Annotated in this window: 17 protein-coding genes and 1 pseudogene; 12 read left to right on the top strand and 6 right to left on the bottom strand. The window is 65.2% G+C overall.

Translation table 11 applies throughout. The annotated features are described in order from the left end of the window. Positions 1-80: 80 nt before the first annotated feature. Positions 81-1,907 (top strand): glutamine--fructose-6-phosphate transaminase (isomerizing), encoded by a 1,827-nt coding sequence (gene glmS, locus ACD578_RS09920; protein ID WP_404292684.1) that lies wholly within the window; start codon positions 81-83, stop codon positions 1,905-1,907. After that, positions 1,904-2,473: a GNAT family N-acetyltransferase gene (locus tag ACD578_RS09915; RefSeq protein WP_404292682.1), complete on the top strand. Its 570-nt coding sequence runs from the start codon at positions 1,904-1,906 to the stop codon at positions 2,471-2,473. Before glmS ends, ACD578_RS09915 begins: the two co-directional genes overlap by 4 nt. On the opposite strand, the gene recG is transcribed toward ACD578_RS09915, so the two are convergent. Further along, the gene (gene recG, locus ACD578_RS09910; RefSeq protein WP_404292681.1) at positions 2,425-4,542 is read right to left on the bottom strand and encodes an ATP-dependent DNA helicase RecG; all 2,118 of its coding nucleotides are present in this window, start codon (positions 4,540-4,542) and stop codon (positions 2,425-2,427) included. The two genes, ACD578_RS09915 and recG, sit on opposite strands and share 49 nt — an antisense overlap. Positions 4,543-4,630: 88 nt before the next feature. Here recG and ACD578_RS09905 point away from each other — a divergent pair, with 88 nt between their 5' ends. Together ACD578_RS09905 and mfd are read left to right on the top strand one after the other, a co-directional pair. Continuing rightward, positions 4,631-4,927, top strand: coding sequence for a succinate dehydrogenase assembly factor 2 (locus ACD578_RS09905; protein ID WP_404292679.1), 297 nt, complete (start codon positions 4,631-4,633; stop codon positions 4,925-4,927). A 313-nt stretch (positions 4,928-5,240) separates the two neighbouring features. Then, on the top strand, positions 5,241-8,762 hold the full coding sequence (gene mfd / locus ACD578_RS09900; protein WP_404292677.1) for a transcription-repair coupling factor: 3,522 nt from the start codon (positions 5,241-5,243) through the stop codon (positions 8,760-8,762). Between the two features lie 263 nt (positions 8,763-9,025). Here mfd and ACD578_RS09895 read toward each other — a convergent pair whose 3' ends face one another. Both ACD578_RS09895 and ACD578_RS09890 read right to left on the bottom strand, forming a co-directional pair. Continuing rightward, positions 9,026-9,370 carry a hypothetical protein gene (locus ACD578_RS09895; RefSeq protein WP_404292675.1) on the bottom strand — a complete coding sequence of 115 codons (345 nt, stop codon included), beginning with the start codon at positions 9,368-9,370 and terminating at the stop codon, positions 9,026-9,028. A gap of 128 nt (positions 9,371-9,498) precedes the next feature. Then, a complete protein-coding gene (locus ACD578_RS09890) occupies positions 9,499-11,313 on the bottom strand; it encodes an extracellular solute-binding protein (protein ID WP_404292673.1) in 1,815 nt (604 codons plus the stop codon). A 218-nt stretch (positions 11,314-11,531) separates the two neighbouring features. On the opposite strand from ACD578_RS09890, the gene ACD578_RS09885 reads away from it, so the two are divergent. Continuing rightward, complete coding sequence (locus ACD578_RS09885; RefSeq protein WP_404292671.1) at positions 11,532-12,320, top strand: invasion associated locus B family protein; 789 nt, start codon at positions 11,532-11,534, stop codon at positions 12,318-12,320. 72 nt (positions 12,321-12,392) lie between these two features. On the opposite strand, the gene hspQ is transcribed toward ACD578_RS09885, so the two are convergent. Then, positions 12,393-12,722: a heat shock protein HspQ gene (hspQ, locus tag ACD578_RS09880; RefSeq protein ID WP_404292669.1), complete on the bottom strand. Its 330-nt coding sequence runs from the start codon at positions 12,720-12,722 to the stop codon at positions 12,393-12,395. Positions 12,723-12,943: 221 nt separating this feature from the next. Here hspQ and ACD578_RS09875 point away from each other — a divergent pair, with 221 nt between their 5' ends. Together ACD578_RS09875 and ACD578_RS09870 are read left to right on the top strand one after the other, a co-directional pair. After that, positions 12,944-13,915 (top strand): AEC family transporter, encoded by a 972-nt coding sequence (locus ACD578_RS09875; RefSeq protein ID WP_404292667.1) that lies wholly within the window; start codon positions 12,944-12,946, stop codon positions 13,913-13,915. Positions 13,916-14,153: 238 nt separating this feature from the next. After that, positions 14,154-14,465 (top strand): GIY-YIG nuclease family protein, encoded by a 312-nt coding sequence (locus tag ACD578_RS09870; protein WP_404292666.1) that lies wholly within the window; start codon positions 14,154-14,156, stop codon positions 14,463-14,465. 30 nt (positions 14,466-14,495) lie between these two features. On the opposite strand, the pseudogene ACD578_RS09865 reads toward ACD578_RS09870, so the two are convergent. After that, positions 14,496-15,703: pseudogene (locus tag ACD578_RS09865) on the bottom strand (UbiH/UbiF family hydroxylase). A 293-nt stretch (positions 15,704-15,996) separates the two neighbouring features. Between ACD578_RS09865 and ACD578_RS09860 the strand changes: the two are divergent. The 5 genes from ACD578_RS09860 (at position 15,997) to pncA (ending at position 21,460) form a co-directional block, all read left to right on the top strand. Next, entirely contained in the window at positions 15,997-17,544 is a 1,548-nt protein-coding gene (locus ACD578_RS09860) for an ABC transporter ATP-binding protein (RefSeq protein WP_404292664.1), read from the top strand. Continuing rightward, a complete protein-coding gene (locus tag ACD578_RS09855; protein WP_404292662.1) occupies positions 17,534-18,610 on the top strand; it encodes an ABC transporter permease in 1,077 nt (358 codons plus the stop codon). The genes ACD578_RS09860 and ACD578_RS09855 overlap by 11 nt, the downstream gene beginning before the upstream one ends. Further along, entirely contained in the window at positions 18,607-19,524 is a 918-nt protein-coding gene (locus ACD578_RS09850) for an ABC transporter permease (protein WP_404292660.1), read from the top strand. Before ACD578_RS09855 ends, ACD578_RS09850 begins: the two co-directional genes overlap by 4 nt. 103 nt (positions 19,525-19,627) lie before the next feature. Further along, entirely contained in the window at positions 19,628-20,710 is a 1,083-nt protein-coding gene (locus ACD578_RS09845; protein WP_404292659.1) for a BMP family ABC transporter substrate-binding protein, read from the top strand. Between the two features lie 99 nt (positions 20,711-20,809). Further along, the gene (gene pncA / locus ACD578_RS09840; RefSeq protein WP_404292657.1) at positions 20,810-21,460 is read left to right on the top strand and encodes a bifunctional nicotinamidase/pyrazinamidase; all 651 of its coding nucleotides are present in this window, start codon (positions 20,810-20,812) and stop codon (positions 21,458-21,460) included. 134 nt (positions 21,461-21,594) lie between these two features. Here the strand turns inward: pncA and rimO are convergent, their stop codons facing one another. Further along, positions 21,595-22,911: a 30S ribosomal protein S12 methylthiotransferase RimO gene (gene rimO / locus ACD578_RS09835; RefSeq protein ID WP_404292655.1), complete on the bottom strand. Its 1,317-nt coding sequence runs from the start codon at positions 22,909-22,911 to the stop codon at positions 21,595-21,597. Positions 22,912-22,989 lie beyond the last annotated feature (78 nt).

Raw genomic sequence — 22,989 nt, 5'->3', positions numbered from 1 at the left:
GATTCCGTTCTGAGGCGAGGCCTCTTTAAAGAGAGGCCTCAAGCGTAGCGCTGTCGAATTGCATAAGGAAGTTTCTGGGAATGTGCGGAATCGTCGGAATCGTCGGGAAAACGCCTGTCGCGCCACAGATCGTGGAGGCTCTCAAGCGGCTTGAATATCGGGGTTACGATTCTGCGGGCGTCGCAACGCTGGAGGAGGGACGGCTGGACCGCCGGCGCGCCGAGGGCAAGCTGCGCAACCTGGAGACCAAGCTGTCGCAGGCCCCTCTGTCCGGCGTGATCGGCATTGGCCATACCCGCTGGGCGACCCATGGCAAGCCCAACGAGACCAACGCGCACCCACATGCCACCGACAAGCTAGCAGTGGTTCATAACGGCATCATCGAGAACTTCCGTGAGCTGAAGACCGGGCTCGAGGCGAAGGGCATCCGGTTCGAGACCGAGACGGATACCGAGGTGGTGGCCCAACTCGTGACCTACGAGATCCGCCAGGGCCGCCTGCCCATCGAGGCCGTCGCCGTGACCCTGCCGCGCCTGCGCGGTGCCTTCGCTCTCGGTTTTCTATTCTCGGGCGAGGAGGATCTCCTGATCGGTGCCCGTCACGGCGCTCCCCTCGCTATCGGTTATGGCGATGGTGAGATGTATCTCGGCTCCGACGCGCTGGCGCTGGCACCGTTTACCGATGAAGTGGCCTATCTGGACGATGGCGACTGGGCAATCCTGACCCGCAGGGGGGCCGACATCCGCGACGAGACGGGCAAGCCCGTGCAGCGGGTCCGTCACAAGATCCCCGTCGGATCCTTCCTGGCCGACAAGGGCAATTACCGCCACTTCATGGCGAAGGAGATCCACGAACAGGCGGAAGTCGTGGGCCGCACGCTTGCCCACTATGTCAATTTCGCCGCAGAAAGGGTTGAACTGCCTATCGAATTACCGTTCGACTTCAAGGATCTGACGCGTATCTCCATCTCGGCCTGCGGAACGGCCTATCTCGCCGGGTTGATTTCAAAATACTGGTTCGAGCGTCTGGCACGCATCCCGGTCGAGATCGACGTGGCCTCCGAGTTCCGCTACCGGGAGGCCCCGCTTGAGCCGGGCGGGCTTGCGCTGTTCGTCTCCCAGTCTGGCGAGACGGCGGACACCCTCGCGTCGCTCCGTTACGCCACCGCCGAAAAGCAGCACACGCTGTCCGTGGTGAACGTGCCGACCTCGACCATGGCGCGGGAGAGCAACGTCGTCGCGCAGACGCTCGCCGGCGTGGAGGTGGGCGTGGCCTCGACCAAGGCCTTCACCTGCCAGCTCACTGTGCTCCTCTCGCTCGCCATCGCGGCCGGCCGGGCGCGTGGCACGTTGACTGTGGAGGAGGAGAAGGAGCTGGTGAACGCACTCGTCGCCGTTCCCGGCCAGATGACCGAAGCGATGAAGCGTGAGCACCAGATCGAGATCCTGGCCCGCGACCTCTCCAAGGCGAAGGACGTTCTCTATCTCGGGCGCGGCACGTCCTATCCGCTCGCCATGGAAGGGGCCCTGAAGCTCAAGGAAATCTCCTATATCCACGCGGAAGGCTATGCGGCGGGCGAGCTCAAGCACGGTCCGATCGCGCTCATCGACGAGACGATGCCGGTCATCGTGATCGCGCCTCACGACAGCATCTTCGAGAAGACGGTCTCGAACATGCAGGAAGTGGCGGCCCGCGGCGGCCGCATCATCCTCATCACGGATGAGCGCGGTGCCCTCGAGGCCGGGATCGACACCATGGCGACCATCGTGATGCCCTCCGTGCACCCCATCGTGGCCCCGATCCTCAACGCCGTACCGATCCAGCTGCTCGCCTATCACACGGCCGTTTTCATGGGCAAAGACGTGGATCAGCCGCGCAATCTCGCGAAATCCGTGACGGTGGAGTGAGCGTTTCCACGTTCTCCATCCGTCTCGCTCGGCCGGATGATCTGAGCAAACTCGGTGCCGTCGAGCGTTCGGCGGCATCGGTCTTCAGGAGCGTCGGTCTGGCCTGGCTGGCTGACGGCGGGACGATGGACCCCGTGGTCCTGGAGGCCCTTTGTCAGGACGGAACATTGTGGGTTGCCGTGGATGAGCGGGACGAGCCGGTCGGTTTCCTCGCGGCGCATGAGCTGGATGGACACTTCTACATCGCCGAGGTGTCTGTCGGGGGCTCGCATCAGCGTCGGGGCATTGGTGCCCGACTGGTAGAGGCTGCCATCGAGCATGGGAGACGCTTGGGATTCGGTGCCATGACGCTGACGACCTACCGCGACCTGACATGGAACGGACCGTTTTACACGCGGTTGGGCTTCGCCGAGATCGAACCCGGTGAGGCCGGTCCAGGGCACCGTGAGAAGTTGCGGGAGGAGGCAGCGGCCGGGCACGACCCGGCCCGCCGCTGCATCATGGCGATCCGCCTCGATCAGCCGGCCCTCAGCAGCCGGATCGCGGAATCCCGCTCGAACAGATAGAGCAGCACCCGCAGAGCCTGCCCCCTCTCGCTGACGAGATCGGGGTCGCGATCGACGATCAGGCGGGCGTCGTCCCGGGCGGCGCCGAGCAGGTCGCCGTCCACCTCCAGGCGGGCGAGCCTGAAGCCGGGCGTGCCGGACTGGCGGGTGCCCAGAACCTCGCCTTCGCCGCGCAGGCGCAGGTCCTCCTCGGCGATGCGGAAACCGTCCTCGGTCTGGCGCATCATCTCGAGACGGGCCTGGGCGACCTGACCCAGCGGGCCCTTGTAGACCAGCAGGCAGGTGGAGGATTTCGAGCCACGGCCGATGCGTCCGCGCAGCTGGTGGAGCTGGGCGAGGCCGAATCGCTCGGCGTGCTCGATGACCATGATCGTGGCGTTGGGCACATCGACGCCGACCTCGATCACGGTGGTGGACACGAGGACCTTGGTCTCGCCGCTGGAGAAGCGCTCCATGGCGGCGTCCTTGTCCTTGCCGGGCATCTTGCCGTGAACGAGGCCGACCTGATCGCCGAAGAAGCTTTGCAGCATCTCGAAGCGCTCCTCGGCGGCGGCCAGATCGATGGACTCGGATTCGCCCACGAGGGGACAGACCCAGTAGACCTGATCGCCATTCGCGATGGCGCGCCCGATGCCGCCGACCACTTCGTCGAGTCGGTCGATGGCAATCAGTTTCGTGGCGATCGGCTTGCGGCCCGCCGGCTTCTCGCTGAGCACGGACACGTCCATGTCGCCGAAATAGGTCAGCGCCAGGGTGCGCGGGATCGGGGTGGCGGTCATGACGAGAATGTCGACGGCTTCGCCCTTGGAGCCGAGCGCCAGGCGCTGGTGCACGCCGAAGCGATGCTGCTCGTCCACGACGGCGACGCCGAGATCCTGGAATGCGACGCCTTCCTGGAACAGGGCGTGGGTGCCGACCGCGATCTGGATGCTGCCATCGGCGAGCCCCGCCAGAATGGCTTTGCGAGCCGCGCCCTTCTCGCGTCCGGTGAGGAGGGCAAGGGTCAGCCCGGCCTGTTCGGCCATGGGAGCCAGGCGCTCGTAATGCTGGCGGGCGAGAATTTCGGTCGGCGCCATCATGGCGGCCTGGCGTCCGGCCTCGATGGCGCTCGCCATGGTGAGCAGGCCCACGACGGTCTTGCCGGACCCGACGTCACCCTGGAGCAGACGCAGCATCTTCTTGTCGGACACGAGATCGTGCCGGATGTCCTCGATGGCCTGCGCCTGGGAGCCCGTGAGACCGAAGGGCAGGGCGGCTTTCAACCGCTCGACCAGATGCCCGTCGCCCGCATTCACCCGGCCGGGCAGCCGCCGCATGCGGCTTCGAACCAGAGCCAACGCAAGCTGGGAGGCCAGCAGCTCGTCATAGGCGAGGCGCCGGCGCGGGGCGGATTTGGCGAGGGCGTCCTCGGAGAGCTGCGCGGCGTTGTCCGGCCTGTGGAGGGTCAAGAGCGCCTGCCGGAAATCGGGCAGCGCGTTCCGGTCGAGCCAGGCTTGATCCTGCCATTCGGGCAACTGAGGGGTCTTCTCGAGGGCGGCGCCGATGTAGCGGCCGACCATCCGGGAGGAGAGGCCCTCGGTCAGGCCATAGACGGCCTCGACCGCCGGCAGGCTCTCGATGCCGCGCTCGTCCAGGATCCGGTCCGGGTGGACCATCTGGCGCCTTGCCTCCCAGAGCTCGATCTTGCCGGAGACGTAGCGGCGCTCGCCGACGGGCAGCAGCTTTTCCAGACGGGCTTTCTGGCCGTTGAAGAAGATCAGCGTCACGTCCCCGGTCTCGTCCTCGACCAGGATCCGGTAGGGCGCCCGGCGTCCCGGCGGCGGGGGACGGTGCGCGACGACGGTGACGGAGAGCGTTACCGGCTCGCCGATGGGAGCGTCGGCCACCGAGCCCTTCATCTCGCGGGATATGCCGCTGGTCGGCACGTGGAACAGCAGATCCATGACGCGGGTCGGCTTGCCCGGTTCGCCGAGGAGGCGGTCCAGCAGGGGGGCGATCTTCGGCCCAACGCCGGGCAGGGTGTTGGCCGGGGCGAACAGCGGATCGAGAATGGAAGGACGCAATGACATTCAATCGGGTGGCAACGGGGAGGGAGATGGTTATATAGCGGCCAAGCCGCCCTTAGGCGACGCAATCTTATCAGATCGGAGCAACGCCATGAGCGGAACGACACGCAGCAGCGCCGGCCTCGACACCCGCCGCAGGCAGATCCTGTATCGCTCCTGGCACCGCGGCATGCGGGAGATGGACCTGATCATGGGCCGGTTCGCCGATGCGGAGATCGGCGAGCTCTCGGAAGACGACCTCGCCGAATTCGAGCGCCTGATCGAGGTGACCGACCGGGACCTTCTCGGCTGGATCACGGGCGAAATCGAAACCCCGCAGAACTACGACACGCCCCTGTTCAAGCGGCTGAAGGCGTTCCACACCCACACCTCGCCGATTCATAGTTGAAGACCTGCCCGCGAAGGCTCTTCATTCCTTGCTGGATACTTAGAGTAAGAGCACTTGAATGTAGGCTCCCCCGTCATGGCCGGGCTTGTCCCGGCCATCCCGATTGGAAGAACGCTGAACCTCAATCAATCGAGATCACCGGCACGAGGCCGGTGATGACGTGGGAGGACGATGCTCGGTGAGAGGAAGCAAAACACCTCAACAGGGATGACAGGAAGCACGGCGTCGGACTACACCATCCCTCTTTTCTCTCATTCGACGAACCGGGCGGAATCGCCCGCGTTCTTCTTGATCTCAGACCCGATACCTCATCATGAAGCCAGCCCTAACCCGTGCCCTCGATGCCCTGAAGAAGGGTCAAAGCCTGACGCTGTCCAGCGTGCCGGACGGCTTCGACGCGCTTGCCGTCGCCGATCTCGCGCGCGGCCTATCGGGGCAGGTCGAGGGGCCGGCCGTTCTGGTCCATGTCGCCCGCGACGGGCAGCGGCAGCAGAACTTCGCAAGCAGCCTCACCTTCATCGCGCCCGAGATCGAGATCCTGACGTTCCCGGCCTGGGACTGCCAGCCCTATGACCGGGTGTCGCCCAACAGCGCCATCACCGCGCAGCGGATGACGACGCTCGCGCGGCTCGCCCGCTCCAAGACCTCCGAGGACAAGCCGCGCATCCTCTCGACGACCGTGAACGCCCTGGTCCAGCGCGTGCCCCCGAAATCCCGCATCGCGGCCGAGACCTTCTCGGCGGCGCCCGGCAACGTGGTCGACACGACGCAGCTGATCAACTGGCTCGAGGCCAACGGCTTCCTGCGCACGGGCACCGTTCGGGACACGGGCGAATACGCGGTGCGCGGCGGCATCATCGATCTCTTTCCGGCAGGGCTGCCCAACCCGGTTCGCCTCGACTTCTTCGGTGATGCGCTCGAATCGATCCGCGCCTTCGATCCGGAGACGCAGCGCACGGTCGGGACCCTGCGCTCCCTGGATCTCGTGCCCATGAGCGAGGTTCAGCTCACCACCGAGAGCATCAAGCGCTTCCGGCAGGCCTATGTGGCGGCCTTCGGCGCACCGACCCGCGACGACCGGCTCTACGAGGCGATCAGCGAGGGGCGGCGCTATCCCGGTCTCGAACACTGGATGCCGCTGTTCCACGACCATCTCGACACGCTGCTCGACTATTTGCCGGGCATTCCGGTCGTGTTCGATGCGCTGGCCGACGATGCCGCCGCCGAGCGCCTGGCCCAGGTGAAGGATTATTACGACGCACGGCGCGAGGGCATGGGGCAGAACCAGTCCGGCGTCGCGCCCTATCGTCCGCTGCCGCCGGATGCGCTCTATTTCAAGCCCGAGGAATGGTCCGAGCGCACCGCGGGACTTCCCCTCGCGCGGCTCACGCCGTTCGCGCTGCCGGAATCGGCCGGTCGTCTCGTCATCGACTGCGAGGCACGCCAGGGCCGCAACTTCATCGCCGAGCGCGCGGACGAGAACGCCAACGTGTTCGAGGCCGTCATCCAGCACATCCGCGACCTGCAGGCCGCCAGGAAGCGCGTCATGCTCGGCGCCTGGACGGAGGGCTCGCGTGAGCGCCTCTGCCACGTGTTGCAGGATCACGACCTGCGCCAGACGAAGCCCATCGCGCGGTTCTCGGACGCGATGGCCTATCCGCGCAACGAGATCCCGGTCGGTGTCTGGCCTCTGGAATCGGGCTTCGAGACGGCCGATCTCGTCGTCATCAGCGAGCAGGACATCCTGGGCGATCGTCTGGTGCGCCAGAAGCGCAAGTCCAAGCGGCCGCAGGATTTTCTCACTGAAGTCGCGGCGCTGACGCCGGGCGATCTCGTGGTTCACGTGGATCATGGCATCGGGCGCTTCGAGGGGCTGAAGACCATCGAGGCCGCGGGGGCGCCGCATGACTGCCTCGAGCTGCATTATGCGGGCGGCGACCGCCTGTTCCTTCCGGTGGAGAACATCGAGCTTCTGACCCGCTACGGCTCCGAGGAGACGGAGGTCCAGCTCGACAAGCTCGGCGGCGGGGCCTGGCAGGCACGCAAGGCCCGCATGAAGCAGCGCATCCGGGAGATGGCGGGCGCGCTCATGAAGATCGCTGCCGCCCGCATCCTCAAGGACGCTCCGCGCCTGACGCCGCCGGAGGGGCTCTACGACGAGTTCGCTTCCCGCTTCCCCTATGACGAGACCGAGGACCAGCTCAACGCCATCGAGGCCGTGCTCGACGACATGGCCTCGGGCCGCCCGATGGATCGTCTCGTCTGCGGCGACGTCGGCTTCGGCAAGACCGAGGTGGCGCTGCGGGCCGCCTTCGTGGCTGCCATGGGCGGCAAGCAGGTGGCCGTGGTGGTGCCGACGACGCTGCTCTCCCGCCAGCATTACCGCACTTTCTGCGACCGCTTCAGGGGCCTGCCGCTCAACGTGGCCCAGGCGTCCCGCTTCGTGCCGGCCGCCGAGATGAAGAAGACCAAGGAGGGGCTGGCCGACGGATCGGTCGACATCGTCATCGGCACCCATGCCGTGCTCGGCAAGACGATCAAGTTCAAGGACCTCGGCCTCATCATCGTCGACGAGGAGCAGCATTTCGGAGTGTCGCACAAGGAGCGCCTGAAGGAGCTGCGCGCCGAGGTTCACGTGCTGACCCTCTCGGCCACGCCGATCCCGCGCACCCTGCAGCTCGCTCTCACGGGGGTCCGCGAGCTGTCGCTGATCACGACGCCGCCGGTGGACCGCCTGGCGGTGCGCACCTTCATCACGCCCTTCGATCCGCTGCTCATCCGCGAGGCGCTCCTGCGCGAGCGCTACAGGGGCGGGCAGGCGTTCTACGTGGTGCCACGCCTCGACGATCTCGGCGACGTGAAGGCCTTCCTCGACAAGGAGGTGCCGGAGGCGAAGGTGGCGGTGGCGCACGGCCAGATGGCGGCCGGTCAGCTGGAGGACGTCATGACGGCCTTCTACGAGGGCAAGTACGACATCCTGCTCTCCACCACCATCGTGGAATCGGGCCTCGACATTCCGACCGCCAACACGCTCATCGTCCATCGCGCCGACATGTTCGGCCTGTCGCAGCTCTACCAGCTGCGCGGGCGGGTCGGGCGCTCCAAGACCCGTGCCTATGCCCTGTTCTCCGTCCCGGCCAACAAGTCGCTGACGGTTCAGGCGGAGCGGCGCCTGAAGGTGCTGCAGACCCTCGATACCCTGGGAGCCGGCTTCCAGCTCGCCTCGCACGATCTCGACATCCGCGGCGCGGGCAACCTCTTGGGCGAGGAGCAGTCCGGCCACATCAAGGAGGTCGGCTACGAGCTCTACCAGCAGATGCTGGAGGAGGCGGTGGCGCAGCTCAAGGCCGGCATCGAGGAGCCGGCTGAGGATCAGTGGTCGCCCACCATCGCGGTCGGCTCGCCGGTGATGATCCCCGAGAGCTACATCGCCGATCTGCAGCTGCGGCTGGGCCTCTACCGCCGCCTCTCGACCTTCGAGACCGATCAGGAAATCGACGCCTTCCGGGCGGAGCTGGTGGACCGGTTCGGCCCGGTGCCGTCCGAGGTCGACCAGCTTCTCAAGATCATGGCGATCAAGGTGCTCTGCCGCCGCGCCAACGTGGAAAAGGTGGATGGAGGGCCGAAGGGCATTATCATCTCGTTCCGCGACAATTCCTTCGCCAATCCGAGCGGCCTCATCTCCTACGTCACCGAGCAGGCTTCGTTCGCGAAGGTGCGGCCCGACATGAAGATCGTATTCATCCGCGACGTCGAGACCCCGGACGAGCGCATCAAGGCCTCGACCACGATCCTGCGCAGCCTCGTGCGCATCGCGGAGAAGAAGGCGGCATAAGAGGCTGGATCGTCAATCTCAGTCCCCATCCTGAGCGTCTGCCTCTTACCGTACCCCTCCGTCATGGCCGGCCTCGTGCTGGCCATCCCGATCCCATGAGGCGCGGCGCTTTTCGAGCCGGGATCACCGGCACAAGGCCGGTAATGACGATCGAGGTGGATTTCCATCCAGAGCCAGACTCTCAGGACCACAACTGCAGGAAGCAAGCAGAGGAATGCGGCGGCTTCCGAGAGCCGCCTGAGCCTGATTGGGATGGGCGTGTGTCAGAGATCCGGCGCCGCGACGGCGTGCATGCTGAGCTGGTTCTGGAGCATCGTGGCGGCCCCGTTCACGCCACCCGTGATGATGACGGGCGTCCCGCTCTCCGCCAGATTCTTGCGCAGGCGGCTGGCGAGTTCCATGAAGCGGCGGCGCTCGGCCCATCCGGCCTGGCGCGGCATTTGAAGCACCACGGCAGCCGGGCTCGGGATCAGGGCCAGAACGTCGTCAGCCGCCTCGAAGGGGGTCGTGACGCTCGCATATCCCATGCCGGCCAACTCTGCGGACAGGGCGCCGTCGGGAGCACGTTCGCCATTGTCGACGACGAGGACCTTCGGCATTGCGTTCATGACGATACCCTGCGGTTGGACGCGACGGATGAGACTGGAGGTGCTCAACTAACGTCGAAGCGCAGCATTTGTTTCATCATCTACATGAATGGAAGCTCAACAATAGGGGTATGCACTGCCCGTTCGGGTTAGTGCAGCTGACGCCACCATGTATCGATACTGGTCCCCAGGAGCGGCGTCCTGTCCGGCCGTTTCAGGTCGCTGCGATAGGCAAGCCATTGATCTTTCAGGTAAAAAAGAGGAACCACATAGAAGCCTGATAGAAGCGTCCGATCGAGGGCGCGAACGGCGGAGACGAAATCCTCCCGGCTTCTGGCCTCCAGCAGGGCGTCGATGAGGTGGTCTATCGCAGGCGAGGCGACCCCGGCGTGGTTGTGCGAGCCGCTCCGCCCGGCCGCAGTCGAGCCCCAGCGGTTGCGCTGCTCGTTGCCCGGGGAGGGCGTCCCGGCCCAGAGCCACTGCACCATGTCGAAGTCGAAGCGGGCGAGACGGCGCCAGTACTGCACGTCGTCGACGAGGCGCACCCGCGCCTGAATGCCGATACGGCTCAGGGATTGCGAGAAGTTGAGAGCGAGCCGCTCCTGCGAGCGGGAATTGACCAGCATTTCGAAGGCGAAGGGCTCTCCGCTGCCCTTCTTGCGCAGGACGTCGTTCTCGAGAACCCAGCCCGCCTCGGACAGGAGGGCGAGGGCGCGCCGCGCCATGTCCCGGTCCCGGCCTGATCCGTCGCCGGCGGGCGGCTCCCACCGGCCTTCGAGGATGTCATCGCGGACGGCGCCGGGAAACGCCGCCAGCAGGGCGCGCTCCTTTTCATCGGCGGGCCTGCCGGTGGAGGCGAGGTCGGAACCGGAGAAATAGCTGTCGGAGCGGGTCAGCTGGCCGAAGAACAGGTTGCGGTTCACCCAGTCGAAATCGAACAGGTAGCCGATGGCCTCCCGGACCCTGACATCGGCGAACAGGGGTTTTCGGGTGTTGAAGACGAAGCCGTTCATGCCCTTCGGCAGCCGGGTCGACATGGTGTCCCGGACGATGCGGCCCTCCCTGACGGCGGGAATGTCGTAGCCCGTGGCCCACTGGCCAGGGTCGCCCTCGATTCTGAAATCGTAAAGTCCCGCCTTAAAAGCCTCGAACAAGCTGTTGGCATCGCGATAGAAATCGTATCGGATCTCGTCGAAGTTGTAGAGCCCGCGGGTGATGGGCAGATCCTCGCCCCAGTAATCGTTGCGGCGGGTCAGGACGACCCGTTCGCCCGGCCTGACCTCCGTCAGAGCATAAGGGCCGGAGCCGATGGGCGGGGTGAGAGAAGTCTTGTCGAAGGTCTCAATCCTGGTGGCATGGGCGGGAAAGATCGGCATGGTCATGCCGATGAGCAGCGGCAATTCCCGGTCGTTCGAGCCGGACAGATCGAACCGGATGCGGTGCGGGTCCAGGATCTCGACCGATCTGACCTGCCCGAAGCTCGAGCGGTGGAAGGGTTTGCCGTACTTTTTCAGGGCCTCGAACGAGAAGCGCACATCCTCGGCCGTCAGAGGATGGCCGTCGGAAAAGCGGGCCCGGGGATCGAGGTTGAAGGTGATGAAGCTCCGGTCCTCCGGCATCTCGACGGTGCGTGCGACGAGGCCGTAGATCGTGAACGGCTCGTCGGTCGAGCGCATCATCAGGCTCTGGAGCACGTAGCGCGGCACCACGTCCGGGGCGACGCCCAGAACGATCAGGGGATTGAGGCTGTCGAAGGTACCCTGGAGGGCGAGCGTGATTCGGCCGCCTCTCGGCGCCTGCGGGTTGGCATATGGCAGGTGCTCGAAACCCGGCTCGAGCGCGGGCTCTCCATGCATCGCGATGCCATGACGCAGCATCCCCTGCTCGGAGGCGGCGGCGAGCCCCAAGCCTGGTAGGAGAAACGCAACAGCAAGCAGCAGATTCCGTATAAGCCAGCGGCCCATGGCTCTCCCGGTGCAAGACGGCACTTACCTGGGCAATGTTGTACAGAAATTTACCTCAGGTGACTGGAAACCTAGCACACGAAAGGTTAAAGGAGCGCCACACGTCTTGTCTTCGCCACATTAGGCAAGGATTTGGACCCCGTCATCGCAGGTTAAGAACACGCCGGATAAACGGCCTATTCGAAAGCCGATCTTTCGACTGAAGAGGATCTAACGACATGTCATTCGCGACACGCTTCGCGAGCCTGGGGGGGACCCGTGGCCTGGCAACAGCTCTGGCCCTTCTGGTGAGCGCACCCGTTCTGGCTCAGACCGCTCCCGCTCCGAGGCCCGCCGCCCCGGCTGCCCGTCCCGCCGCTCCGGCCCAGCAGCCGGCTCCAGGCGCCCAGCCGCAGCAGAATGCCGGCCCCACGGTCGTGACCGTGAAGGCCGAGCCGTCCCAGCCGGAATGGACCAAGGTCTGCGGCAAGGACCAGAACACCAACACCGAGATCTGCTACACCACCCGCGACTTCGTGTCGGATCAGGGCCAGCCGGTTCTCGCTCTCGCCGTCTATGACGTGAAGGGCCAGCAGCCGCAGAAGGTCGTCCGCTTCGTGATGCCGCTCGGCCTGCTCCTGCAGCCCGGCCTGCGCTTTGCCGTCGACCAGGGTCAGGCGACCCCCGGCCGCTATGTGATGTGCCTGCCCAACGGCTGCTTCGCCGAGGCTCAGGTGAAGGACGACTTCATCGCCGCCATCAAGAAGGGCGCCAACCTGAACGTCAGCGTCCAGAACCAGATGGGCCGCGAGATCACCTTCGCCGTTCCGGCGGCAGGCTTCGGCAAGGCCTTCGACGGTCCTCCGATCGACCCGAAGGTGCTCGAAGAGCAGCAGAAGAAGCTCCAGGAAGAGTTGCAGAAGAAGAGCGAAGAGATGCGTCAGCGCATGCTCCAGAGTGGCGGTGCTGCTGCTCCGGGCGCTGCCGCCGCTCCGGGCGCTCCGGCTCCGGCTGCTCCCAAGCCGTAAGACTCGAGGCATCGAACAAACGAAAACGCCGGGCTCAACAGCCCGGCGTTTTCGTTCGGCTTGACGAGGATCTCAGTTGGCCAGGATCGGATGGGCCTTGTAGCTGCCATTCTTATCCCGGGTGAACATCTCGGCAATCATCGGATTGCGCAGAGGCTCATCGGAATGATCGGGCAGGAGGTTCTGCTCGGAAACGTAGGCGATGTATTCGGTTTCCGCGTTCTCGGCGAAGAGGTGGTAGAAGGGCTGGTCCTTGTGGGGCCGGACTTCCTCAGGGATCGACAGCCACCAGTCCTCCGTGTTGTCGAATTCTGGGTCGACGTCGAAGATGAGCCCCCTGAAATCGAAGACCCGGTGCCGAACCACTTGGCCGAGCGCGAATTTTGCTGAACTCGCTTTCATGGTCTTAACTCCTTGATCTTCATATAGAGATCCTGGCCGGATTCTCCAAATCGGCGGCTCGTCACAATCGAGAGAGCGCAGCCCTTGGAGGGCGGAGCCCTGCATTCCAGGACTGCGGGCCTTCCGAAAGGTGGGATTGTCGCAAGGTTGGAACCTTGCCAGAAGAAGCTCTCACCTCAGGCCTGCCATCGCTGTCACCTGCCTTCCATTCGGAGCCGCCGATGTCCGACCTGATCGGGCTGTTCAACCTCCTTGCCCCCTTCTTCGGCCTCATCGGGCTCGGCTTCTTCTGCGGCAAGGTGGTGAAGCAGCCTGAGGCCGGGCTCGCCTGGATGCAGTTCTTCCTGATCTACGTGGCGCTGCCCTGCCTGTTCTACAGGCTCATCGCCGACAAGCCTCTGGATGAACTGGCGAACTGGCCGTTCATCGCCGCCACCACCTTCTCGACCTTCTGCGCCTTCGTTCTCTCGTTCGCGACGGGCTGGCGCTACACCAGGGACCTCCCGCAATCGGTCATGCAGGGCGTTGCCGGGTCCTATTCGAATATCGGCTACATGGGACCGCCGCTCATCCTCGCGGCGATTGGCGCTTCGGCCAGCGCCCCGGTCGTCCTGATCTTCGTCTTCGACAACCTGTTCCTGTTCTCCGTGGTCCCGCTGCTGATGTCGATGGCGGGTCTGGACAGGCTCAGCCTGCCGGCGACGATCCGCCGGATCGTCTGGCGCGTGGTGACCCACCCCTTCAACGTCGCCACGGCCATCGGCATCACCGCGAGCTACCTGCATCTGCAGCTGCCGGGGCCCGCCGATCAGATGGTCACCTGGCTCTCTGGGGCCGCCGCGCCCTGCGCCCTGTTCATCCTCGGCGTGACCGTGGCCTTGAGACCCCTGCGCAAGATGCCCGGCGAGGTGCCAGCGCTGGTGTTCATCAAGCTGATCCTGCACCCGCTTCTGGTCTGGGTGGTGCTCTCCGCCATCGGCGATTTCGGCCCGTCCTGGACCTACGCGGCCATGATCATGGCGGCGCTGCCGCCCGCCCTGAACATCTTCGTCATCTCGACCCAGTACAATGTGGGCGTGGAGCGCGCCTCGGCCTGCGTCCTCGTCGGCACGCTGGTGTCGATGTTCACGCTGACGGGCGTTCTCTATCTCACCACGAAAACCGGGGCGTTGCCCTACGATCTGTTTCCGTGAGGGTTCAAGCCGACGCCGTTGAGAGCAACATCTACCCGTTCACCCTCATCCTGAGGAGCAGCCCTTAGGCTGCGTCTCGAAGGAGGATCCATTGCACTCTGGAGACGCCTCGTCCTTCGAGACGCTTCGCTCCTCAGGATGAGGCTATCGGGAGCGTCTGCGAGGCAGAGGTTTTTGAACAACGTTATTTCAATATAATAATGGACATCATCGGTGAGAGCTTGGAGGCACATCGATCATGGCCGGCTGTTGGTTTTACATTCTTCGTTGTGCGGACGGCAGTTACTACGTCGGAACGAGCCGTTCTGATGACTTGGAGACGCGTATCAGCCAACACGATCAAGGGACTTTTGGAGGGTACACAGCCAACCGTCGGCCCGTTGCGCTCGTATACTCCGCCCATTTCAATCAAATTACCGATGCGATTGCATATGAGCGGCAGATCAAAGGCTGGTCACGAGCCAAGAAGGAGGCCCTGATCCGTGGTGACTTTGAAGCCCTTCAACAATTGGCGCAAAGTCATCGAGGTGGCAGTCGGCGAGATGTCTAGACAGCGGCCGCATGGCTCACAAGGGGAATCCTAGACCGATGACACGCCCTGCATCAGTCGGGGCACGCCGACGCGGGGGAGCACGCTTTCGCGCATGACGATCCGGCGCAGAGGGCCGATGTTGCTCAAGGCCAGGAGGCCGGCGCCGCGCAGGAAGTCGGTCGGGATCATGCCGGTGAGAAGCGTCCGGTTGAGACCGTCGACCGCCGCCGTGCGCAGGCGGACATCGAGATCCCGGCCGCGCTGATAGCGGGTCAGGGTCTCGTCAGAACCGGGGGATGACCCTCGTCACCTCCATCGACGACGGCGTCTCTCAAGTAGGCGACATCGCGAAAGCCGAGATTGAGGCCTTGGGCTCCAATGGGCGGGAAAACGTGTGCCGCTTCTCCGACGAGCGCGAGGTTTCGCGACCAGTAGCGATTGACCGACAGGCCGCTCATGGGCACCAGCCCGCGCGGACCGTCGATGCGCATGGCGCCGAGATGCGACTGCGCCTGCCGCTCGATGGCAAGAGCCAGGGCCGCGTCGTCGAGGGTCGACAGGCGCTCCGCGTCGTCCTTGCCCGTGACCCAGACGAGACTCGAGCGGCGGCCGGGCAGGGGCACCAGGGTGAAGGGTCCGTGGCGGGTGTGGAACTCGGTCGAGGTTTCCCGGTGCCCCCGGTCATGGGCCAGGATCACCGTTACGGCCGATTGCGGATAGGACCAGGTTTGGGTGCCGATCCCGGCGATCTGGCGCAGCTTGGAATTCCGCCCATCCGCCGCGATCACGAGACCGGCCCGGATGGCGGTGCCGTCGGCCAGCATGATGGAGGCTCCCGCATCGTCCGTTGCGAAGCCGGTCGCGAAATCCGGCACGAGAGTCAGGCTTTCGGACGTACGGGCTGCCTCGGCGAGCTTCTCGACGAGAGCCACGTTCTCGATGTTCCAGCCGAAGGCGTCGAGGCCGATCTCGCCGGCCCGGAAGGCGGCCGGCGGCGGACGGAACAGGCTGCCCGTGTCATCGATGATGCGCATGGTTTCGAGCGGCGCGGAAACGGAAGCGATCGCGGGCCAGACGCCCAGCGCCTCCAGAAACCGGACCGAACCGTTGAGCAGGGCGACGGTTCGTCCGTCGCGGCGCACGTCCAGGCCACCGATGAGAACGGTCCTGTAGCCGTCGCGAGCAAAGGCCAGCGCGGCGCTCAGGCCCACGGCTCCGGCGCCGACGACGGCGATGTCATAGGTGTTCTCGGTCACGGGGCTCTCTCACCACGAGATCTGTTTCCACCTGCGCGGAAGCATCTCTCTTTTGTTGTGCCACATTTTCAATGGCGAACCGCATCCGCTTAGCCGAAGAATGCTCTAGGTTGTGGACGGTTCGCGGACTCACAATAAACCACGGATTCGGCATTGCCGACCGGCGCGCCGCTTCCCTATGATCGTTCCACAACGGAAGCGCACACCCGCGCGGCCCTTGCCAAGAGCCGCGCGGGCGGCCATCCATGTGCAAATTCCTACCCGGCTGCAACCCTTAAGTCAGAGTCGCTTGTGTGAAGGCAGACGTATCATCATCGGGGCCACCCCTCGTCGAACTTCAAGGGATCAGCAAGCGCTACGGCGACCTTCTCGCCAATGACGGAATCGATCTGGCCATCGAGCCGGGCGAGATCCACGCCCTGCTGGGCGAGAACGGTGCGGGCAAGTCGACGCTGGTCAAGATCCTCTACGGCGTCATCGAACCGAGCGCCGGCGAAATCCGGTGGGAGGGCCGGCCCGTTTCGATCGGCTCTCCGGTTGAGGCGCGCAATCTCGGCCTCGGCATGGTGTTCCAGCACTTCTCGCTGTTCGACGAGTTGACGGTCGCGGAGAACATCGCCGTGGCGCTGTCCGGCGACTGGAGCCTATCCACCGTTCGCAGCAAGCTTGGCGAGATCAGCCGGACCTATGGTCTGGCGCTGGATGCCGACCGGGCGGTCTGGACCCTGTCCGCCGGCGAGCGCCAGCGCATCGAGATCGTCCGCTGCCTGCTTCAGAATCCGAGGCTGCTGATCCTGGACGAGCCGACTTCGGTCCTCACGCCGCAGGAAGCCGAACATCTCTTCACCACCCTGGACCGGCTCTCGGCCGAGGGCTGCTCCATCCTGTACATCTCCCACAAGCTCGAGGAGGTGCGCCGCCTCTGCCGCCGGGCCACGATTCTGCGGGCCGGGCGCGTCGTCGCCACCATTGATCCGCGCGCGAAGAGCGCCAGGGAAATTGCAGCCCTCATGGTCGGCAACGAGATTGGCGAGGTTCGCACCGATGCGCCGCATCACGTCCAAGGCGAGATGCTCAAGGTCTCGCGCCTGTCCATGCCGGCGGCCGGACTGCACGGGCAGGCTCTGCGCGAGATCGATCTCGTGGCCCGCGCCGGCGAGGTCGTCGGCATCGCTGGTGTTGCGGGCAACGGGCAGAGCGAATTGTTCGCAGCCCTGTCGGGCGAGCGGCTGGCGGACCGGACGGATGCCGTCGTCATCGCCGGGAAGCCGTCGGGCACGATCGGCATCGACGCGAGGCGCCGCCTGGGCGCCGCCTTCGTGCCGGAGGAGCGCCTGGGCCACGCGGCAGCGCCGAGTCATCGCCTGAGCGAGAACACCCTGATCTCCCACGCAGCAGCGGAAGTGAGCCGTTCGGGCTTCATCCTGGTCAACGCCGCCAAGCGGCTCGCCCGCTCCATCGTCCAGAGCTTCGACGTGCGCACGCCCGAGGGCGATCCGCAGGCCCGCAAGCTCTCCGGCGGCAACCTGCAAAAATTCGTCATCGGCCGCGAGATCATCCGCAAGCCCAAGCTGATCATCGTCGACCAGCCGACCTGGGGTGTCGATGCGGGCGCGGCGCGCCTGATCCGCCAGGCTCTGGTCGACCTCGCCCGGGCGGGCAGCGCCGTCGTCGTCGTCAGCCAGGATCTCGATGAGTTGTTCGAGGTGGCGGACCGGATGGCCGTCATCCATCAGGGGCATTTGAGCCCGCTGAAGCCGGTCGGCGAATGGACCAAGGAAGCCGTCGGCCTCGAAATGCTCGGCGTTGCACAAGCCCCAGGGGGCGCTCATGCGCTTTGAGCTGACGCCTCGTGCGAGCGTTTCGCCGGTCATGCGGGCGCTGGCTCCGGTCGCCGCCTTCGTCACCGCCTTCCTCATCGCGGGCTTCGTCATCTGGCTGATGGGGCGCTCGCCCATCGCGGCCTTCGACGTCTATGTGCTCCAGCCCTTGAGCGACCCCTGGGCGCTGCAGGAGCTTCTCGTCAAGGCGACGCCGCTGGCGCTCATCGCCATCGGCCTGTCCTATTGCTTTCGCGCCAATCTCTGGAACATTGGCGCGGAAGGCCAATACGTGATCGGCGCCGTGCTCGGCAGCTGGCTTGCGCTCAAGACCCACGGCACGGAGGCCGGTTTCTGGGTGCTGCCGCTCATGCTGCTGCTCGGGATCATCGGCGGCGCGCTCTACGGGCTGATCCCTGCCTTCCTGAAGACCCGGTTCGGCGTCAACGAGATCCTGACCAGCCTCATGCTGGTCTATGTGGCTCAGCTCATTCTCGACTATCTGGTCCGCGGCCCCTGGCGCGATCCGAAGGGCTTCAACTTCCCGCAATCGGTGACCTTCGACCCGTCGGCGACGCTTCATCCCATCCTCGAGGGCGGGCGCGTCCACTACGGAGCCGTGTTTGCGGCTGTTGCGGTCCTGCTCACGGCCGTGATCCTCGGGCGGACGCTGTTCGGATACCGGCTGAAGCTGACCGGCGACGCACCCCGCGCGGCGCGGTTTGCGGGCTTCAGTTCGAAGGCGACCACGATGGCGGTCTTTGCCATCTCGGGCGGCCTGGCCGGCCTTGCCGGCATCTCCGAAGTCACGGGCCAGATCGGCCAGCTCCAGCCCTCGATCTCGCCCGGCTACGGCTTTACCGCCATCACGGTTGCCTTTTTAGGTCGCCTCAACCCCATCGGCATCCTGGTCGCAGCCCTCGTCGTCGCGCTGACCTTCATCGGCGGCGAGAGTGCGCAGATCATGCTGAAGCTGCCGCTCGATCTCACGCAGGCCTTCCAGGGCATCCTGCTGCTCTGCGTGCTGGCGGCCGATGCGCTGGTGAGCTACCGCATTCGTTTCGTCACACGGGGAGGGGGCAAATGACTACTTTCGAGGCCATCCTGCTCACCATCGTGACGGCGTCCACGCCGCTGCTGATCGCGGCCTTGGGCGAACTGGTGACGGAGCGTTCCGGCGTGCTCAACCTCGGTGTCGAGGGCATGATGGCGATGGGGGCGGCCTGCAGCTTCGCCGCCGCCGTCACCTTCGACTCGACTCTGCTCGGCGTCGCCGCCGGAATGCTCGCCGGGATCCTGATGGCGGCCCTGTTCGCCCTCGTGGTGCTGGGCTTTGCCGCGAACCAGGTCGGATCGGGCCTGGCGGTGACGATCTTCGGCCTCGGCCTGTCCGGTCTGATCGGCGCCCCCTTCGTCGGCGCGAGGCGCGATCCCGTCGCCCCGCTCGACATCCCGGTCCTGAGCGACATCCCGGTGATCGGCCGCCTGTTTTTTGAGCAGGACCTCTTCGTCTACGCGTCCATCGCGCTCACCATTGTGGTTGCGCTCTATCTCACCCGGAGCCGCTCCGGCCTGACCCTCCGCTCGATCGGCGAGAACCACACCTCGGCCAATGCCCTGGGCCTGCCGGTCTGGCGCGTGCGCCTCTGGGCCATCCTTTTCGGCGGCGCCTGCTCGGGTCTGGCGGGGGCCTATCTCGCCCTCGTCTATACCCGGTTCTGGTCGCCCGGCATGACGGCCGGGCGCGGCTGGATCGCCCTGGCGCTCGTCGTCTTCGCGGCCTGGCGGCCGGGTTGGCTGCTGATTGGCGCCTATATCTTCGGGGCGGCGACCGTGCTGCAGCTCCACGCCCAGGCCGCTCAGTTCGGAGTGCCGCCCCAGGTCCTGTCGGCGGTGCCGTATCTTGCAACGATCATCGCCCTGCTGCTCCTGTCCCTGCGCCGTGGCAGGGCCATCGGAGCGCCCGGTTCCTTAGGGGTGCCGTTCGTGCCTGACCGGTGAGCAAACTGGTGTTAATCTGACCAAAGTGTAGGCAGAGGAATTCTTGCCAGAAGCCTTCAGACCTGCGACGGAATGTTGGAAATCCAAACTCGAGGGAACGAGCATGTTTTCAGGGAAACTCTTCGGAGCTGTTGCGGGGGCAGCGGTCCTGGCTCTGTCCGCGACCGGCGCATTCGCGCAGGCGAAGGACAAGATCAAGGTCGGCTTCATCTATGTAGGTCCCGTTGGTGACTTCGGCTGGAGCTATCAGCACGATCAGGGCCGTCAGGCCATCGAGAAGGCCTTTCCGGGCAAGGTGACGACCACCTTCGTGGAGAGCGTGCCGGAGGCCGATTCCGAGCGCGCCATCGAGCAGCTCGCCCGCACCGGCCACGACCTGATCTTCACGACCTCCTTCGGCTTCATGGAGCCGACCGTGAAGGTCGCCAAGAAGTACCCGAACATCAAGTTCGAGCACGCCACCGGCTTCAAGCGCTCCCCGAACCTCTCGACCTACGCGGCGAAGTTCCATGAGGGCCGCTACGTCACCGGCGTGATCGCCGGCAAGATGACGAAGTCCAATGTCATCGGCTATGTGGGCGCTTTCCCGATCCCGGAAGTGATCTCCGGCATCAACGCCTACTTCCTGGGTGCGCAGTCGGTGAACCCGAACGTCAAGATCAAGGTCGTCTGGGCGAACTCCTGGTACGATCCCGCAAAGGAAGGCGATGCCGCCAAGGCGCTGCTCGACCAGGGCGTGGACATCCTGGCCCAGCACACCGACAGCCCGGCGCCGATCCAGGCCGCCGAGGCGCGCGGCCGTTTCGGCTTCGGCCAGGCCTCCGACATGGAGCGCTTCGCCCCGAAGGCCCAGCTGACCGCCATCACCGACAACTGGTCCGACTACTACGTCGCCCGCACCAAGGCGGTTCTCGACGGCACCTGGAAGTCGGAAGACACCTGGGGCGGGATCAACGCCCACATGGTCGTGATGTCGCCCTACAAGAACATGCCCGACGACGTGAAGAAGATGGCTCAGGACACCGAAGCCGCCATCAAGTCCGGCCAGCTCAACCCGTTCAAGTGCCCGGTCATCGGCCAAGACGGCAAGGAGATCGAGTGCAAGGGCAACGGCGCGCTCTCCGACGAGCAGGTCCTCGGCATGAACTTCTACGTGAAGGGCATCGACGACAAGATCCCGCAATAAGCTCTCATATGCTTGAACTGAAACGAGGGCAGTCGGGCGACCGGCTGCCCTTTGCTTTGCGATCTCTATATTCATCGTTGGAATTTCAGAGGATCAGGAATGCCCGAGCGGGCGATCATCAAGCCGGGTGAGAACGACGTTCTCATCGTCGTGGACGTTCAGGTCGACTTCCTGCCGGGCGGCGCGCTGGCCGTGCCCGATGGCGATGCGGTGATCGCGCCGATCAACCGGCTCGCCAAACGCTTCCGCCATGTGGTGCTGACGCAGGACTGGCATCCGGAAGGGCACGCCTCCTTCGCCTCAAGTCACCCCGCCAAGCAGCCTTTCGAGATGACCGACCTGCATTACGGTCCGCAGGTGCTCTGGCCGGATCATTGCGTGCAGGGAACCTCAGGCGCCGAGATCTCGCGTGACATCGATATCCCGCACGCGCAGCTCGTCATCCGCAAAGGCTACAATGCGGGGATCGACAGCTATTCCGGCTTCAAGGAAGCGGACCGGCGGACCTCGACGGGGCTTGAGGGCTATCTGAAGGAGCGCGGATTCCGCCGCGTCTTCTGCGCCGGGCTCGCGCTGGATTTCTGCGTCGCCTGGACCGCGCTCGATGCGGCCGAAGCCGGATTCGAGACTTACCTGATCGAGGATGCCGCGAGGGCCATCGATACGAACGGGTCGCTCGGGAAGGCGCGGCGGGAGCTGGAAGGCGCGGGCGTTCGGGTGATCAGGAGTGCGCAGATCACAGACGCCTGAGCGCTCCCACTGCCGTCATGGCCGGCACGAGGCTGGCCATCCCGATCGGAAGAGCGCAGCGCCTTACGCCATCGGGATCACCGGGACAAGCCCGGTGATGACGGGGAGGGCGTCTCAAAGGGCCTGCGGGTTGCTTAAACCACCGTCCCGTGCAGGTCGTACTCGTCTGAAGCCTCGATCTTCACGTTCACGATCTCGCCGGACTTGAGCGCCTGGCGCGAGGCCACATAGACGACGCCGTCGATTTCGGGGGCGTCGTACTTGGTGCGGCCGGTCGCGACCGTCGCGCCCTGCTCGTCGATGATGACCGGCAGGGTCTTGCCGACTTTGCTCTTGAGGATCCTGGCGCTGACCTTCTGCTGGGTCTGCATGAAGCGGTGCCAGCGCTCTTCCTTCTCCTCCGGCGTAACGGCGCCGGCGATGTCGTTGGCAGGCGCGCCCTGCACCGGCTCGTACTGGAAGCAGCCGGCGCGATCGATCTTGGCGTCCTTCAGCCACTGCATGAGGAAGTCCACGTCCTCCTCCGTCTCGCCGGGGAAGCCGACGATGAAGGTCGAGCGGATGGCGAGGTCCGGGCAGATCTCGCGCCACTTGCGGATGCGCTCCAGGGTCTTTTCCTGGTTGCCCGGGCGGCGCATGGATTTCAGCACGCGCGGCGAGGCGTGCTGGAAGGGAATGTCGAGATAGGGAAGGATCTTGCCCTCGGCCATCAGAGGGATGACCTCGTCCACGTGCGGGTAGGGGTAGACGTAGTGCATGCGCACCCACATGCCGAGATCGCCCAGCTCCTTGGCGAGCTCGAAGAAGCGGGTGCGGACCTCCCGGTCCTTCCAGAGGCTCGGCTGGTACTTGATGTCGAGGCCGTAGGCGCTGGTGTCCTGCGAGATCACCAGGAGTTCCTTGACCCCGGCCTTGGCGAGCTTCTCGGCCTCGCGCAGCACGTCGGCGATGGGACGGCTGACGAGATCGCCGCGCAGCTTCGGGATGATGCAGAAGGAGCAGCGGTTGTTGCAGCCCTCGGAAATCTTCAGGTAAGCGTAGTGGCGCGGCGTCAGCTTCACGCCCTGAGGCGGCACGAGGTCCACGAAGGGGTCATGGGCCGGCGGCACGGCCTGATGCACGGCCGAGACCACGGATTCGTAGGCCTGCGGGCCGGTGATCGCCAGAACGTTCGGGAACTGGTCGCGGATCTGCTCGGGCTCGGCGCCCATGCAGCCGGTGACGATGACCTTGCCGTTCTCGGCCATGGCCTCGCCGATGGCCTCAAGGGACTCGGCCTTGGCGCTGTCGAGGAAGCCGCAGGTGTTGACGATCACCACGTCGGCCCCGTCATGCTCCTTGGTCAGCTGGTAACCTTGGGCGCGAAGTTGGGTGATGATACGCTCGGAATCGACCAGGGCCTTCGGGCAGCCCAGGGATACGAACGAGACTTTCGGCGCGGGAGCATTCATCGCCACATCCACTTATCTAATCGAAACTGACATCCGTGAGGCGCCCGCCTAAGGCCGCATCAATGCGAATTCTGGCCG

The sequence above is a fragment of the Microvirga sp. RSM25 genome (assembly GCF_044784385.1).
Lineage (GTDB): Bacteria > Pseudomonadota > Alphaproteobacteria > Rhizobiales > Beijerinckiaceae > Microvirga > Microvirga tunisiensis.
This window is presented reverse-complemented; position numbering and strand designations above follow the sequence as displayed.